Source organism: Paenibacillus sp. FSL H8-0317 (assembly GCF_045040685.1).
In the GTDB taxonomy this organism is placed as follows: Bacteria; Bacillota; Bacilli; order Paenibacillales; family Paenibacillaceae; genus Paenibacillus.
Genome location: NZ_CP150294.1, coordinates 5,996,384 through 6,012,502, shown reverse-complemented (window position 1 = coordinate 6,012,502; position 16,119 = coordinate 5,996,384). Strand labels below are relative to the sequence as shown.

Genomic DNA, 16,119 nt, shown 5'->3' with positions numbered 1-16,119 from the left:
ACTAGCGGTACATCGGTGTTCACATCATCCGTCTTTGCCTGCTCTATATGATCTTTAGATTAGTGTGTGATGGCTTTAGCATCATGAGCCAGTGCTGTTTTCAGCATGCCATACCGGTGTTCGTGACTCATCTCGAATAGCCATGGACGCCGCGGTGCCGTCAGATAACCGAGACAATCCCGAGTCTGAAGCCAGTCCTGTCTGGTGATCGGTTCATAAGGCGTGTCTCCCCATACGGAGAGCAGTTCCGGACTATATAATCGTTGCCCTTCGGGTAGCCATTCCTCATCCAGTAATGCCTGAGCGTATAATGTATGTTCACCTGCCTCGTCTTCACGATTGGTAAACAGGCCAGGCCAATATTCAGCGCGCGAACCACGATGGGGAACCAAACGTGCGAACTCCAACACTTGGGTGTGTACCTGTTCCATACCAAACAACAGAGCATATAGGCCTTTGCCAAACATGATTCGCTCATCCAACTTGCCAAAATGTTCAATGACGCGTCCTGCGAGTCCTGCTCCCCGTCCAAGAGGAAAGACGATATGATTCAGACCCGCCAGATTATGCAGATGGAATGCGGGTTTGGAAAGTACTTCTTTTTGAAAATAAGGATGCTGCACGACTCGGCTCTCGATATAGTTCTGCTCATTAATAATTAATGCCACACTTAGCAGTGAACTGCATCGTTCCAGCCAAAAGCGTTCCCAAAACGGCGTCATAAACGCCGATACGTGAAAGTGCGACAAGAGATGGAAACAGCTTCGTCCGATGCGACGGCTGTTCATATACAGCAGAAGCTGGGGATATGCATCCTGGAAAATGAGTGCATTGCATCGCTCCAGCAGCCGATACATACGCTCGCGATCGCTTTGATTCTGCAGATTATGCATCAAGTCACTCTGAAGATCTGTCATGTGATATCCGCCGTTGCGAGAGACCATATGGGCCAGCAGTGCCCAATGCAGTTCGGGATATTGCTCATAACATTCCAGATAGGCTGCCGTGCGGGTGATATTACTCCGATTGTGCTCCTGGGTCAGTGTCTTAATCTCTTCCAGAATGATGCAATTTTCTTCACAGACGAGTGCGCTTTGAACCTGGTCCGTGCGTGCAAAAGATTTGCTGCTGCCAGGTAACAAACGCTCCACCTCAGACTGTAAGGCAGCTGCCGTATCGGTATCCCACTCGATGTCACGCAAGGGGTGACGCAGCTGTGCTGAAGCTTGCCATGCAGCCTGTTTGCCACGCCATATTTCCCGGGCAGCACCCGGAATTGAACGAACCATCTGCAGGAGGGACCCGTGATGTTGTTCGCTGGAAGAATCGGTTCTGGTGGAAGTCATGATGTGACATCCTTTCGTTATGTTCTGGGTTTAATTTCACAGACCATGTGGTTATTCTAAGTATGCGCTGATTATTTGACTTCCACTCGCCAATTTGCTTCACTTAGGGTAAGACAAGGTACAGAAAGGGAGATGAACCGAATGGAACAGATTACTTCCAAACCGGCTTTTGATGTAGCCATCCAATCCCCACGTTTGACGATTGCCGTATTCAAGGCAGACTGGTGTGGTGACTGCAAATACATCGATCCGTTTATGCCTGAGGTTGAAGAGAAATATGCACGTGAGCTGACTTTGATTGAAGTCGACGTGGATCAGGTTGGAACCGTTAGTGAAGAACAGAATATTCTTGGCATTCCAAGCTTTGTGGCGTATACAGATGGCCGCGAACTGGTACGGTATGTGAACAAGCTGCGCAAGTCGAGAGAAGAGATTGAGCAGTTCCTGGATCGCGCAGTTGAGGTGTACAACACGATCCATAAATAATGTTATATAAGTTTGATAAATTTACATAGACACTCCGATGACAGAATAACCTTCCGATCGCTGTTATCCCCAGATTTCTTTGATCCCTTTTATAAAGGGGGAAATCTGGGGATAAAGGCGAACGCTTCGCTTCTTCTGGTTATTTCTGTCCTCTCCGTTATTGTGTAAATGTTTAATTGAACTTATATAAAAGTATGACAGGTTCATGTCGTAAAAGGGTATAATAAAAAGAACGCCATTTCTCTTGAAATAGGGAAATGGCGTTTATGTGTTCGACATGTTCTATGTAAGAAACGTTTCTGTACATATCCCCAATGACCTGCGGGTCATTATTTCACCAGACGTTAACATTTTGTCACAAAGCGCGACGTCAATGAACATTTTATCCGGTATAATGAATTTAGTTGTGAAATAAGTGTCAAAGTACCGAAACAAGCGGAGAATATTCTTCGCCATCTTAAACCAACAGCGGGTGAGAAAAAATTGAAACACTTAACTTTGTTTAAATGGTTAACCGTATTAACCTGTCTTGTCATGTTTCTGGCCACTTTTGGTGGAGGCATTGTAACCAAAACGGAATCGGGCCTTGGCTGCGGAACGGAATGGCCTTTATGTAACGGAAAACTCGTTCCCGCACATACTGTGGCTTCACTCATTGAATATTCCCATCGCGCTGTAAGTGCACTGGCTGGACTGTTGTCCATTGCCTCGTTTGTGGCTTTTCTGCGATTCGGCAAGTCACGCCGTGACCTGCAATTGTTTTCTTTCTTAACTCTGGTATTTGTTATCGTCCAGGGAATCATGGGGGCTTTTGCCGTCGTCTTCTCCCAATCTTCAGCAGTCATGGCACTGCATTTCGGCTTTGCACTGATTGCTTTTGCCAGTTCCCTAATGATGGCGCTGGGCATAAGGCAGGAGGCCAAAGATGGTGGATTGGAGCGCCTGAACAAATACCCTCGGGTCACTAAAAAATTCAGGAATCTGGTCTGGTTCTCCACCATTTACACATATCTCGTGGTATACACGGGTGCATTTGTGAGCCACACGGATTCTGCCGGCGGATGTTCCGGATTTCCGCTCTGTAACGGGCAGATTATTCCTGAGCTTTCAGGTGGGGTAGCGGTTGCTTTTGCTCACCGTGCAGCAGCTGCGTCGCTCGTGATTGTTATCGCAATCCTGGGTCACTTCGCTTACCGTAATCATCCGGACAACAAGGAAATGCGTACTCTTGGTGTGGTATCCGTTGTTCTTATTCTGATGCAAGTAGTCATTGGTATTTTCATGATGGTGACAATGAACCGTCCGGAAGTATACATGTTCGTAGCTCTTGCTCATATGCTGGATATCGCCCTATTGTTCGGAGTCTTAACGTATATGAGTTTCCTGGTGTACAAGCTGCATCGCCCGGTTAATCGATTCTAAGATATAGCTCCATTCTTGTGGGCTAAACATGAAAGTTCACCATCCAGTGATGTACATCATTGGACAGGTGGACTTTGTTTGATGTCAGGGGGATCAGGGCAACCTATGGCAAGCAGCAATTACACGGAATGGATGATGTGTTACGTTTACGGTGATGAATTCTTGTTGATTTGGAAAAGAGGAGGTTAGATATGCTGCGAACGTTGTTGGGGGAAAAGCCACGTATAAACGAAGGTAAATTGAAGGCAGCGATGGACGCAATGGCGCATACGCTTGAGCTATTTCAACGACAAATGCATGTGGACCATGATCCCACGCATGACTATCGGAAGCTGTATGTGTGGACGCAGGGACTCATCTCCTCACTGGATGAACTGGAGCAAAGCTGTTTCGCTGCTGCTCATTTTCGCAAAAAGGTCGTTGCAGGTTCAACGGACGATATGACGCCGACTGAAAAAGCCGAGTATGCCCGGTATGTGTATTTCTACAAAGATGGCTTTATCCGCTGCTTTGCCATTCTGGATAAAGTAGGCACGGTATTAAATGAAATATTCCAGCTGAATACTTCCAATACCAAAGCGCATTTTTCTTATTTTACGGTGTTAAGGCAGTTCGATTATGCGAGGGAGCATCATGATCTTGCGTTGCAATTAATACAGATCAAGGACTCTTATCGTGAACCGATGAGCAAGCTGCGCAAACGACGTAATATGGAAATTCACTACATGAACTCTGAAATGCATGATGACCTGTGGCAGTTACATCAGACCCTGCAAGGTAAAGTGAAATTGGAGGATCTGAATCAGCATGTGCAGGAAATGCGTCAGGGCGTGGATATGGTCTGTGAAACGTTAACAGCCTCTTATAGTTATATCAACAAAATATGGAAAAGAAATAATTCCCTTTGACAAATCGGAATACTTGGAATATACTGAGTTTCAATTAGAATGTTACAGTGACAAAGATTGAACTGATATTTCAAAAGTTACGTTCACATTATAAAGCATAAACTACATGAACTTATAAAATCCTACAACAACATATTTCTTATCGAGAGCGGCGGAGGGACAGGCCCGATGAAGCCCGGCAACCGATTTGTAACGACATGATACATGTATCATTCGTTATAGATGTTAGGTGCTAATTCCTACAAAATGGTGCGAGACACGATTTTGGCAGATGAGAAGGTATATTCTTTCACGTAAAGAGCCCTCTTTGTATCTGCAAAGGGCTCTTTTTTTGTACTTTAAGGGGAGTTTTCCTTTAGATCGGGTAAAGATACATGTAGGTGGTTGGAAAGGGGCAAGTGCGATTGATTGAATTAAAAGGTTTAACGAAAACGTACGGCAAAGGGGCAAAATCTACAACAGCGTTGTCCAAGCTGAATTTGAGCATACAAAAGGGCGAAATCTACGGAGTGATTGGCCATTCCGGAGCGGGCAAAAGCACATTGATTCGCTGTATTAATTTGCTGGAACGGCCTACGGAGGGTGAAGTATGGGTTGACGGAATCAACCTGACTGAACTGAGCAAAACCGAATTACAGCAACAGAGACGCAAAATTGGGATGATTTTTCAACACTTTAATCTGTTATCCTCGGCAACGGTATATGACAATGTAGCTTTTCCACTAAAGCTTGTGAATACACCCAAGGAAGCCATTGATCGCAAAGTGAAGGAAATGCTGGCACTGGTTGGTCTGGAGCACCATAGCAGCAAATATCCGGCTCAATTATCGGGTGGTCAGAAACAACGTGTAGGGATTGCGAGAGCACTAGCAAGTGATCCGAATGTACTTCTCTGTGATGAGGCTACTTCAGCACTTGATCCGCAGACGACAAATTCAATCCTGAAGTTACTACTCGACATTAATGAAAAGTACAACCTTACGATTGTACTGATTACACATGAGATGCATGTCATTCAGAACATCTGTGACAAGGTGGCTGTCATTCATCAAGGTGGCATTGTGGAACAGGGACCTGTAACAGACGTGTTCCTGAAGCCGCAACATGCGATTACGCGGGACTTCATGATGCGTGACCAAGAAGCTGGACTTGCTCTGGAAGAGACCGCTCTGGCGAATGCAGGCGTTGAATTGCAGGCAGGTGTTGCTTCCAAACTTGTGAAGATATCTTTTCTGGGTAACAAAACATATGAAGCGATTTTGTCCAGAACGGTACGTAAAACGGGAGTGGATTTTGCCATCCTGCAAGGAACGATCTCTACGATTAAACAGGTTCCTTATGGACAGCTGACCGTTCGGTTCGAGGGTGATTCAAATGCGATTGATCGGACGATATTAGAATTAACCGCTGAGGGACTTGATGTGGAGGTGCTTCGTTAGATGGATTTTTCAACCGTACGTTGGGAAGAGGTTGGTAAAGCTTCCATAGAGACACTGCAAATTTTGGGTGTATCAGGCTTGTTTACCGTTATCTTAGGTTTACCGCTCGGAGTACTGCTGTTCATGACAGCCCGATCTGCTTCGATTAAGTCACGGGCAGTGTACACTATACTATCCCTGATTGTGAATATTTTGCGCTCAGTCCCATTTATCATATTGATTGTTGCTCTTATTCCATTCACTCGTATACTCGTTGGTACAGCTACAGGAGTGTTAGGTGTTATACCACCTTTAGTTATTTCAGCAGCTCCTTACTTTGCTCGATTGGTGGAGACAACGTTGCGAGAAGTTGATCGGGGTGTCATTGAAGCGGCACAGTCGATGGGTGCATCGACCGGACAGATTGTAAGACGGGTGTTACTGCCTGAGGCACTGCCTGGACTGCTTGCTGGTATAACGATCACCATTGTTACGCTCGTCTCCTATACGGCGATGGCGGGCATGGTTGGCGGTGGAGGTCTGGGAACACTGGCAATCAACTATGGATACTTCCGTTATCAAAATGAAATCATGATTATATCCGTAGTGTCGATGATCATTCTAGTGCAAATTCTCCAGATGGCTGGAGATCGCTTGGTTACATTTTTCACCAGGAAATAACACATAGATAACATGATGGATATGCATTTATGCGGATGCCACATGAAAAATGATTAGAGAAGGGGTTTTACACATGAAAAAATGGTCTTTTGCTTTACTTAGTCTTATGTTGATTGCGGTTCTCGCAGCTTGCGGAAACAACAAGGACTCGGATAGCGGCGCAGACAATTCAGCAGGTGCACCACGCACGGTTGAATTGAAAGTTGGAGCTTCACCTACACCACATGCAGAGATTCTGGAAAGCATCAAGCCTGAACTGGAAGCACAAGGTATTCGTTTGCAAGTCGTTACATTTAATGACTATGTACAACCTAACCAGCAACTTGCTGACAAAAAATTGGATGCAAACTTCTTCCAGCATCAGCCTTACCTGGACACAGAGAATAAAGAACGTGGATTCAACCTCGTTTCTGTAACACCTGTTCATGTTGAACCTTTTGGCGGCTACTCCAAGAAGATTAAGTCTTTGGATGAATTGGCTGACGGCGCAAAAGTAGCAATTCCAAATGACCCATCCAATGGTGGACGTGCACTGTTGCTGCTCGCGAAGGAAGGTATTATTACGCTGAAAGACAACACAAATATTTCATCTACGATTCAAGATATCACAGCCAATCCGAAGAACCTGGATATCATCGAGCTGGATGCAGCCATGATGCCTCGTCAATTGGATGAAGCGGATCTGGTATTCATCAACGCTAACTATGCGCTTGAAGCGAACCTGAATCCGGCTAATGATGCTTTGCTGATCGAAGATCTGCAAGGTAACCCATACGCAAACATCCTCGTTTCCCGTGAGGACAACAAGGATGCAGATGCAATCCAAAAACTGGCTGCTGCTTTGCACTCCGAAGAAGTGAAAACATTCATCAAAGAACGTTATAAAGGTGCAGTTGAACCTGCAACTGAATAATTCACAATATGTATGATATGATGTGAAGCTATTAACAATAAGCCGTATATCTCTCCAGAAGAGATATACGGCTTATTTTATGTTTCCTAAGTGGGTGCTGACGTGGGGATCAACTTAAGTCAGAGTTTTTCCGGTTTATCAGCGCTAGAGTGATGTCCAGATTGGCGGTAATAGGATAATTCATTCTGATCAGCATACTGCTGCTCATCTGCTTCTTGCAGGTACGTCCTCTCGGAGGGAGAGAGTGTTTCTTCTTCTGCGTGTGAGCTTTTGATCTTGTATCTGATCCAACCGATTAGCCCAAGAAGGACAACCAGGATCAAAGCCCATCCTTTTTTGAGCAAAAGAAGAGCACTGAATTTCTGGGAAGCCGTGTACCCGATCCCGCCCATCAGAAGACTGTTGAGCCCTATGGTGGATGTTTTGTCAGTCGAAGCATTGTACTCCTCGTAGGTATATCCTGCATTGATACTAATTTGATTAAGGACAGTTTCCTCGAATGCCTGGCGGCTCTGTTGAAAGTTAGCCGTATCTGTAACCAGAATGGCTGTAATGTACCCTTCACGCGTCAGGAGCTTTACATTGTAATTGACCATGGCTTGCTGATCAGCGTTCTTGAAACCAAGGGAGTAAACCAACTGATGTTTGGTACTGTCATATGCCGGTTCGATTTCCCACCCCGTTATGTACGTTCTATATTCAGGATCAAGTTCTCTGTTATCTTCTTCTGTGCCTCGGATATAACTGTTTAATAGTTCTTCGGCACTCAAATTCTGATCGTCATCATGGATATGACCTGTTTTCACGTACTCAAACACAACATACCACGAGCCAAATTCACTATTGCTGGTTAGGCTTCCGATTTCATTCCCATTAGGCTTCCCATCGCTGTTAAGTATCGAGCGTTGGGTATTGTCCTTATCCAGATAGGAATGGCTCTCAGGGACTTCCAGGGTGGCCTTACCGTCCAGAGAGACAGATGCTGGTCCAGTAATCCAATCATACTCATCAGGTGCTTGTTCAGTCTCATTTGCGGCTGATACCTGTAAGGCACTAGAGACTGTGAACAAACTCAACATTAAAAGTGTAAGAAATGATATCCATCTTTTGTTATTCATTCATGTAGAGGTCCTTTCGGGTTATATCCTCGACAGTACCATAGGTGTTTGATTTCGATCAAGATATATTTGGAATTAAAGGTGGATAATCCCTTGTGGATAAGTGAGTTGTAGGAGGACGATAAATCTTTTATACTGGATAGTGACTGCTCTTTGAAGAGGGGGATGAACGTGAAGGGAAAGATTGCCCTCATAACGGGAAGTGCCAAAGGTCTTGGTAAAATGACGGCCCTCAGTCTGGCAGATCAAGGGTGTCATATTGCCCTTAACTATGTACACAGTAGAACAGAAGCTGAGGCTTTAAAGGCTCAGATTATAGCCAAGGGTGTGCGGTGCATTGCCATCCAGGCTGATATATCCAAGGTGGAAGATATCTCTTCATTGGTTGAGCAGGTGGAAGGCAATCTGGGCAGCATTGATATTTTGGTGAATAACGCGGGTCCATTTGTCCGTGAACGACGATTATTTGCGGATTATTCTGAAGCTGAGGTCCAGATGCTTGTGCAGGGAAATCTGTTGGGACCGATGTTACTGGATCAGCGTGTATTGCCAGAGATGAGACGCAAGCAATGGGGACGCATTATCCATTTTGGCTTCAGTCATGCTGGAGAAGCAAGATCTTGGCCTCATCGCGCCGTATATGCGGCTGCCAAGGTGGGTCTGGTATCTTTTACAAAGACACTCGCGGTTGAAGAAGCCCCGTATGGAATTACGGTTAACATGATATGTCCAGGTGACATTCGTGGTGCGAACAAAGAGAAAACGATTGATGAAATGGCAGGCATCACCGATGTCGAAACGCCAAGAGGGCGACCAGGCAGCGGTGAAGATATTGCACGAGTGATTACGTATCTGTGCCTTGATCATTCCGATTTTATAACAGGCAACATTATGGATGTATCTGGAGGACTTGATCCGATTCGTCCAACCATACAGCGCGAGGATACTTAAAAGGTGAATTGAAGGATTGTACGTGGAAACCCGTCAATGGGACAGATGAAATGGACTCTCTGCATATGCACACAAAAAAAGAGCCCTCCGCTTCATGCGAAGCGAAAGGCTCTTGAGGTTTATTTCGTGAAGGATTGATTAGAATACTTGTACGACTTCTTGTACACCCTCTACTTCTTCGAGAAGGGCACGTTCAATCCCGGCTTTTAAGGTAATGGTGGAGCTTGGGCAACTGCCGCAGGCACCGACCAGTTTCAGCTTAATGATGCCGTCCTCCACGTCGACCAGTTCCACGTCACCGCCATCGCGCTGCAGGAACGGACGAAGTTTATCAAGCACATCAGATACCTCATCATACATGGTGCTTTGTGCGTTTTCGCTCATATTGTTCAACTCCTTTCCTTCCTATATTATATTACAAATGGCCACAAATTAAAATGGTCAAACAAAGCAGGTGAACCTAAATGAGACCGATTATTGAATTTTGTGCCAATAATATGCATTTTGGCACAGATGAAGTCATGGATCAACTGGAAGAAAATCCAGACTATGACGTGATTGAATACGGCTGCCTCACCAACTGCGGCCAATGTTCCATGACTCCGTTTGCACTGGTGAATGGTGAAGTTGTCATCACGGACAAAGTGGAAGATCTATATAACGCCATTCTGGCCAAAATTGCCGAAGCCGATGTCTGGGACGAGCTCGATCTCGACTAACCGAGATGGCGCTTGGACATCCAGAGCACACCACTTTTCAAAATACGAGGTACACGTCCCATCATGGACGTTTTGCCCATCAGCCCAAACCCAGACTTCTTGCCGAGTGCACCCAGTGTGCCACGAAGCTTGAGTGGATGTGGATTGGGCTTTTCGCCTTTCCAGAGGGCATGCTGAATATGGGCGATCTGCTCACCCTGTACTTCCGCAGCTTGACCGCTAGGTGCATAAGGTACACTGGCACAGTCACCAACGACATACACATCGGTATATTCCGGGATTTGGTAGTATTCATTCAGGACGACACGTCCTTGAGGGTCTTTGGTCACGTCCAGATCCTGTACCACTTTTACGGGCTGAATGCCTGCAGTCCACACGACAGCATCCGTTAGAATCTGTTCATCCCGGTTATAGATAGCATTAGGTTCAACACGTGAAATGGCGATATGCCCGCGTGTCTCTACCTGATGTTCGTTGAACCATTCATGCACATACACGGATAGACGTTGCGGGAAAGCGGATAATACACGTTCACCACGATCCAAAATGCTGATGTTTAGATCCGGTCTGCTCTCACGAAGTTCGGCTGCCATCTCGACACCACTTAATCCACCGCCTACGATATGCACATTGCCATAGGCTTTGACTTCATTAAGGCGAAGGTAGGTCTCGCGTGTTTTGCTAAAGCTCTGAATGGTACAGCTATAATCTTCGGCACCTAGTGTATTGTGGAAACGGTCCGTACAACCAAGTCCAATGACAAGTTTGTCGTACACGAGCGGGTCTTGGCCATCAAATTCAATCTGACGCTGTTCCAGGTCAATCGAAGTAACTTCTCCATAACGGTAAGTGACTTTATCGCTCACTGGAAATTGGATACGCAGGTCATAATCAGATACGGTTCCTGCTGCGAGTGCGTAATATTCGGTCTTTAATCCCTGAAAGGGGCTGCGGTCCACCAAAATAATTTGTGTATCGGATGGAATTTTACCCTCCAGAAGTTCCTTGATGATGGTGAGGCCGCCATAACCGCCTCCAAGAATGACGAAATTTTTCATGACTCGGCTTCCTTTCTGCATCAGTCCCACTGAAATGGGGCTGTAAACTGTGGAGCAGCTATGCAATAACATAGCTGCTCCTTTTGTTTGGTTTTGAATAATTGAAAAGTAGACATTGAAAATTGAAGATATTATTCAGCAGTTTGCACCACTCGAATTCAAACGTCTCCCTATAATGAAAGCTGCGTTCTGGAGTGGTGCTGGTGCAAATATTGTTTGTGGATGGAGTTATGTCCTATTCGTACACTTGAATTTCATTGTAGAACGTATCACGTTCTACCGGAATACGACCTGCACCCTTAATGAGCCATATGAGCTCTTTACGTGTAAGGCCTTCAGGTGTGAGTGCACCTGCCGCATGACTAATCCGTTCGCGAACGATCGTGCCGTGTGCATCCGAAGCACCGAATCCAAGGGCAACTTGAGCTAGCTGTGGACCGATATTAATGAAGTATGCTTTGATATGATCGATGTTATCCAGCATCAGACGGCTGATCGCAATCGTTTTGAGATCCTCATAAGCCGAGTTACGACGCATAATGCTCGCGTTTTTACTTTTTGGCTGCATGGAAAGCGGGATAAAGACCATGAATCCGTTGGTCTCGTCTTGCAATTCACGGATCTGCACCATATGGTTGACCCGGTCCTCATAGGATTCAATCGATCCATACAACATCGTAGTATGTGTACGCATGCCCAGGTTATGAGCAGTACGGTGCACCTCAAGATAACGATCGACGTTCGCTTTGTCTACACGCATTTTTTTGCGATATTCATCCGACAGAATCTCAGCGCCGCCACCAGTCAATGTTTTCAGACCTGCTTTTTGCAGCTCCTGCAGAACTTCCTTAATACTGAGTCCGCTGATGCGAGTGAAGAAATCGATCTCGGCTGCCGTGTAGGCTTTCAGCGTAACATCCGGATATTTCTCGTTTAAAGCACGCAGGGAATCGACATAATACTGAAAAGGAACATGGTTATTATGTCCGCCCACAATATGGAACTCACGCACGCCCGGATGAATATGCTGTTCTACATAATCGATCATTTCCTGACCGGATAATGTATAGGAGCCTTCTTCACCCTGGTCTTTACGGAAATTACAAAAAGCGCAGTGGGCTTCGCATACGTTCGTAAAATAAAGACTCATGTTTTCGATGAAATATACTTTCTTACCATTTTTCCGCAAGTTGGCCTCATTGGCCAGCTGGCCCAAAGTCAGCAAATCATCTGTTTCATACAGATATACGCCGTCTTCTACGTTCAGCCTTACGCCGTTCTGCACTTTCTCAACGATTTCAGCCATTCTTTTGTCTGTGAACGGTGTTACCAATGTAGACATACTGTTTCCTCCTGTTCTTAACCGGATTTGAGTTGTGTGTAGGATCTGTATACAGAACTACATAGCAAAGATGCGGTCAACTGCCGCCTTCTTATATGGACTAACTCTTATTTACCCGGTGCAGCGTGTGCTGCGTACGTAAAGCTAATTTTTTCATTAAAGTGAGTCCTGTGACTCTATATGCATTGGGGACTGCGGACAGTCTCGAAATGTGAAAAAAATTACAACTCTATATATGATCGTCACCTGAATAAGTCATAGCAAAATATCGACATTTCAGAGCGACCACCTATTCATTATAAACCTCGTGTCGCGGGGGTTCAATACACTGGGAAGAAAAAGGAGTAGAGGGGGAACGCGGAAAGAGGCAAACATGACTTGAGACCCTTGACGGGGTGGAGTATAATTTAAAGAAGAGTTAATGAAAGGTTGTTCAAAAAGTACGCTTTTGATTACGAAGGATGCCTAGCGGCATCTCAGCGTCGAATATGGGATTCAGCCGAAATGTCCGTTGCTCACGTAGTTTTGCCTACGCTCCGCTACTCCATTTCTATCTTCATCCCATCTTCTTGGTACTGAAAAGCGCCCTTTTGAACATGATTTTATATGAAAAAGGAGAGTGACCTGGCATGATTAACATCAGCGAAACGGCTGCTGACAGATTGAAAGAAATGCTTGCACAGCAAGAGACACCTGGTATGTTCCTGCGTCTTGGCGTAGCACCGGGCGGTTGCACCGGATTTTCGTACGCCATGGGCTTTGACGATAAAGAGTCCGATGAGGACCTGTATATGGATATTCAGAGCATGAAGGTTGTAGTCGAGAAGGAAAACCTGAAATACCTGGATGGACTTGAAATTGATTTTGAAGAGTCCGGTATGACGGGTGGTTTCACTATCCATAATCCGAACGCGGTAGCCACTTGTGGTTGTGGATCTTCTTTCCGTACGAAGGAAGACGCGGGCGTACCTGATAAAGATTGTTAAACTGGCGCGGTTTTGAGCGCATTCGGTAACGGATGACGGACGCAAGCATGTAACGGTAGCCTTACCAGTGCAGATTGTGAATTGCGCAGATATTTCGGTAGGTTAACAACCCCGGAAGATGAACGTTATCAATCCTTGAAATGGCATTTCAGGGTTGTGAATCACGACCTCTATGACGTATTAGTCTCGTACTAATTACGTTGTGGAGGTCTTTCTTTTATGGTCCGAAAAAAGGAAGGGTTCCACTCTGAGGCGGAAATCACCACTATCTTGCTAATGTACATAGAAATTCGAATGATATAGATTAAAACAACCACTCAAGGTTTTTCTAATTTCAGTCCTGTTTTCTATAACAATATGTAAGTATCGCTGAAACAAAAAAAGTACTGATTGAAGTTGTAAGTTGCAATCAGTACTTTACATTAGTTAATATGTTGTTCTCCAAAATATTCTTTAGCTAGCTAACTTCATTTGAATTATGGCTGCACGATTTTGTCGAGATAATAATTCTGAATCCATCCCCAGGCTTGATATTTGTAACTATAGACATAGAGGTATGTCATCCCTTCTGCAACAACACTTTCCGTTCCGCCATAAACTACATCTCCGTAAACATGCGAACCAATATTTACTCCAGTTGGTGAAGGTGTTTTTCTAAAATTAGAATAGTCATTCACTCTATAGTATGAAGATAGAGCCAGTATGGATACATCTGAATTAGGTAATTCTTGAGTGATAGATGTTGCCTGTGTAGGTTGGATTACTGTATTACTAACATCTTCAGAAGCAAAGACTCCAGAAACAGGGATTAACATCGATGCAACTACGGATGTTGCGATGAATTTTTTTAACATGGCTAAACTCTCCTTTTTTTTGAATAGATTATAATTCGCTAAAATGAGTAAAATCACCGAGTGAGATGAAATAGAGTTATCTCTGATTACAAACAAATGCAGAAGAGTAAACTTAAATTATAAAATCAATTAAACCTCCTTATGTTTACTTTTTTTCTTTTATATCCCATCCCACATATATAATGTAACATATATAATGTAACATATATATGATGGAAAAATATTGTAAAATATGTGTCATTTTTTCCATATCATTTAGGTTATCTATTCCAAATTAAAATGTAATTTATATAGCTGTATGTGGAAAACTCTATAACTACGCTCTTTTTCATAGTCTATAAATAGATAAAAAAGGAAAAATATCGAAGTGATTTTATTCATATCTTTATAAATTAGAAGATTAAGTTCAGTTTGTGGGTATCCTTTAATAAGAATACTGTCTGAGAGAGGAGAGTTGACAAACCTAGTTGTAACAACTATAGTTACAATATAAAGTTCAAACATAAACATTATCGATAATTTAAAGGAGAGATCATAATGAACATTGCAATCATTGGTGCAACAGGCAAAGCAGGAAGTGTAATTTTGAAAGAAGCAGCAGACAGAGGGCATAAAGTAACGGCAATCGTTCGTAATGCATCCAAATTGGAAGATAAAAGCCTGAATACGCTGGAGAAAGATGTATTCGATCTTACAGCAGAAGATGTTAAAGCATTTGATGTGGTTGTAAATGCATTTGGTGCACCAGCGGGTAAAGAAAACCTTCATGTGGAAGTAGGACAAGCGTTGATCAACATCCTGAAGGATGCACCAAACACTCGTCTGATCGTTGTGGGTGGAGCAGGAAGCTTGTTCACAGACGAGTCCAAAACATTGCGTGTCTTTGAATCCCCAGGATTCCCGGATGCTTACAAAGCAACTGCAACGAACCAAGGCCAAAACTTGCAGGATCTGCAAGCATCTTCAGGTATTCAATGGACATTCTTGAGCCCGGCTGGATTCTTTAATCCAGAAGGCGTACGCACCGGCAAATATCAAGCAGGCAACGACGTTATTCTCGTGAATAGCGAAGGCAACAGCTACATCAGCTATGCAGACTATGCAATCGCTTTGGTTGATGAGATCGAGAATCCACAACACAAAAACGAGCGTTTTACCGTTGTTGGTGAAGTGAAGTAACACTTTTAAATGATAATATGGAACATACAAACGGACGCTGATCTCCACAGATCTGTGTCCGTTTTTTTATGTTATCAAAGAGGGAAGTTCTGCAATAACGTTAGACAGGTTAGATGATCATCGCTCAACTTCCAACTACTCCTTTGAATCTATGTTATATTATTCTAAAGATGGGAAGATAATGTGATTACGTGAAAGCTATCTTCTCTTCATTGGAATTTCTGCGAGTTCAAAAGTATAAGGGAGTGAACAGTTGTGAAGATGTATTCTAAAGGAGTCATACTATTGATATTTGTGGTTTTAATGATTAGTGTATCGAGTGGTTCAGGGTTATCCCAATATACAAACGTTAAAAATACGATGAATCAATTTCACATTACTTCTCTTTATCCGAAAAATAAGAATGGACAGACATATGGTTCTGCCGCATATGCGACTTCTCCAGAAACGGAACCTGATTTAATCTTGGCTACTGGTGTGGATGGTACAGAAGGATATCTGCTGAAAAAAGACATGGATGGCGAGCAACCAAAAACACCTGAAGAAGCTATTGCGATACAGAACAGCAGATCACCAGACGGATGGGATATTCCACTGTATGACAAAGATGGTGAAACCGTAATTGGCGTGTTTCATGTTGGAGGAAAGTGAAAGTAACCAAAATAGGATCAAATGTGATGCTACCATACATAGACGATTCTTTTCTGAATGGCTTCCTACTACAGGATATGAACAGGT

General features: G+C 44.1%; 17 protein-coding genes and 1 riboswitch. Of the genes, 11 read left to right on the top strand and 6 right to left on the bottom strand.

Annotated elements, in window-relative coordinates; translation table 11 throughout:
- Nucleotides 1–59: 59 nt before the first annotated feature.
- Complete coding sequence (locus MHB43_RS26920; protein ID WP_405130809.1) at nt 60–1,346, bottom strand: DUF2515 family protein; 1,287 nt, start codon at nt 1,344–1,346, stop codon at nt 60–62.
- A 141-nt stretch (nt 1,347–1,487) separates the two neighbouring features.
- Between MHB43_RS26920 and MHB43_RS26915 the strand changes: the two genes are divergently transcribed.
- From MHB43_RS26915 to MHB43_RS26890, 6 genes are all read left to right on the top strand, one after another.
- Nucleotides 1,488–1,832 carry a thioredoxin family protein gene (locus MHB43_RS26915; RefSeq protein WP_017692403.1) on the top strand — a complete coding sequence of 115 codons (345 nt, stop codon included), beginning with the start codon at nt 1,488–1,490 and terminating at the stop codon, nt 1,830–1,832.
- A 483-nt stretch (nt 1,833–2,315) separates the two neighbouring features.
- Complete coding sequence (locus MHB43_RS26910) at nt 2,316–3,254, top strand: heme A synthase (RefSeq protein WP_237178541.1); 939 nt, start codon at nt 2,316–2,318, stop codon at nt 3,252–3,254.
- A 191-nt stretch (nt 3,255–3,445) separates the two neighbouring features.
- Nucleotides 3,446–4,162: a Cthe_2314 family HEPN domain-containing protein gene (locus MHB43_RS26905; RefSeq protein WP_017692405.1), complete on the top strand. Its 717-nt coding sequence runs from the start codon at nt 3,446–3,448 to the stop codon at nt 4,160–4,162.
- Nucleotides 4,163–4,298: 136 nt separating this feature from the next.
- Nucleotides 4,299–4,440: riboswitch (SAM riboswitch) on the top strand.
- Nucleotides 4,441–4,566: 126 nt separating this feature from the next.
- Nucleotides 4,567–5,601 carry a methionine ABC transporter ATP-binding protein gene (locus MHB43_RS26900; protein WP_405130808.1) on the top strand — a complete coding sequence of 345 codons (1,035 nt, stop codon included), beginning with the start codon at nt 4,567–4,569 and terminating at the stop codon, nt 5,599–5,601.
- Nucleotides 5,602–6,261, top strand: coding sequence for a methionine ABC transporter permease (locus MHB43_RS26895; protein ID WP_036673326.1), 660 nt, complete (start codon nt 5,602–5,604; stop codon nt 6,259–6,261).
- Nucleotides 6,262–6,334: 73 nt separating this feature from the next.
- On the top strand, nt 6,335–7,174 hold the full coding sequence (locus MHB43_RS26890) for a MetQ/NlpA family ABC transporter substrate-binding protein (RefSeq protein WP_339179139.1): 840 nt from the start codon (nt 6,335–6,337) through the stop codon (nt 7,172–7,174).
- Nucleotides 7,175–7,293: 119 nt separating this feature from the next.
- Here the strand turns inward: MHB43_RS26890 and MHB43_RS26885 are convergent, their stop codons facing one another.
- Nucleotides 7,294–8,292 carry a DUF2167 domain-containing protein gene (locus tag MHB43_RS26885; RefSeq protein ID WP_405130807.1) on the bottom strand — a complete coding sequence of 333 codons (999 nt, stop codon included), beginning with the start codon at nt 8,290–8,292 and terminating at the stop codon, nt 7,294–7,296.
- Nucleotides 8,293–8,463: 171 nt separating this feature from the next.
- Here MHB43_RS26885 and MHB43_RS26880 point away from each other — a divergent pair, with 171 nt between their 5' ends.
- Nucleotides 8,464–9,243: an SDR family oxidoreductase gene (locus MHB43_RS26880; protein WP_405130806.1), complete on the top strand. Its 780-nt coding sequence runs from the start codon at nt 8,464–8,466 to the stop codon at nt 9,241–9,243.
- Nucleotides 9,244–9,381: 138 nt separating this feature from the next.
- Here the strand turns inward: MHB43_RS26880 and MHB43_RS26875 are convergent, their stop codons facing one another.
- The gene (locus MHB43_RS26875; protein ID WP_053783253.1) at nt 9,382–9,627 is read right to left on the bottom strand and encodes a NifU family protein; all 246 of its coding nucleotides are present in this window, start codon (nt 9,625–9,627) and stop codon (nt 9,382–9,384) included.
- Between the two features lie 80 nt (nt 9,628–9,707).
- On the opposite strand from MHB43_RS26875, the gene MHB43_RS26870 reads away from it, so the two are divergent.
- Entirely contained in the window at nt 9,708–9,962 is a 255-nt protein-coding gene (locus MHB43_RS26870) for a YuzB family protein (RefSeq protein WP_036605750.1), read from the top strand.
- On the opposite strand, the gene MHB43_RS26865 is transcribed toward MHB43_RS26870, so the two are convergent.
- A complete protein-coding gene (locus MHB43_RS26865; RefSeq protein WP_405130805.1) occupies nt 9,959–11,020 on the bottom strand; it encodes an NAD(P)/FAD-dependent oxidoreductase in 1,062 nt (353 codons plus the stop codon). The genes MHB43_RS26870 and MHB43_RS26865 overlap by 4 nt on opposite strands.
- 235 nt (nt 11,021–11,255) lie before the next feature.
- The gene (mqnE, locus tag MHB43_RS26860; protein ID WP_047841294.1) at nt 11,256–12,362 is read right to left on the bottom strand and encodes an aminofutalosine synthase MqnE; all 1,107 of its coding nucleotides are present in this window, start codon (nt 12,360–12,362) and stop codon (nt 11,256–11,258) included.
- Nucleotides 12,363–12,991: 629 nt separating this feature from the next.
- On the opposite strand from mqnE, the gene MHB43_RS26855 reads away from it, so the two are divergent.
- Nucleotides 12,992–13,348, top strand: a complete 357-nt coding sequence (locus MHB43_RS26855; RefSeq protein ID WP_036605753.1) for an iron-sulfur cluster assembly accessory protein — start codon at nt 12,992–12,994, stop codon at nt 13,346–13,348.
- A gap of 476 nt (nt 13,349–13,824) precedes the next feature.
- Here the strand turns inward: MHB43_RS26855 and MHB43_RS26850 are convergent, their stop codons facing one another.
- Nucleotides 13,825–14,202 carry a hypothetical protein gene (locus MHB43_RS26850; RefSeq protein WP_221823572.1) on the bottom strand — a complete coding sequence of 126 codons (378 nt, stop codon included), beginning with the start codon at nt 14,200–14,202 and terminating at the stop codon, nt 13,825–13,827.
- A gap of 537 nt (nt 14,203–14,739) precedes the next feature.
- Between MHB43_RS26850 and MHB43_RS26845 the strand changes: the two genes are divergently transcribed.
- Together MHB43_RS26845 and MHB43_RS26840 are read left to right on the top strand one after the other, a co-directional pair.
- The gene (locus MHB43_RS26845; RefSeq protein WP_047841293.1) at nt 14,740–15,381 is read left to right on the top strand and encodes an NAD(P)-dependent oxidoreductase; all 642 of its coding nucleotides are present in this window, start codon (nt 14,740–14,742) and stop codon (nt 15,379–15,381) included.
- Nucleotides 15,382–15,666: 285 nt separating this feature from the next.
- Nucleotides 15,667–16,032, top strand: coding sequence for a hypothetical protein (locus MHB43_RS26840; protein ID WP_221823570.1), 366 nt, complete (start codon nt 15,667–15,669; stop codon nt 16,030–16,032).
- Nucleotides 16,033–16,119: the final 87 nt, after the last annotated feature.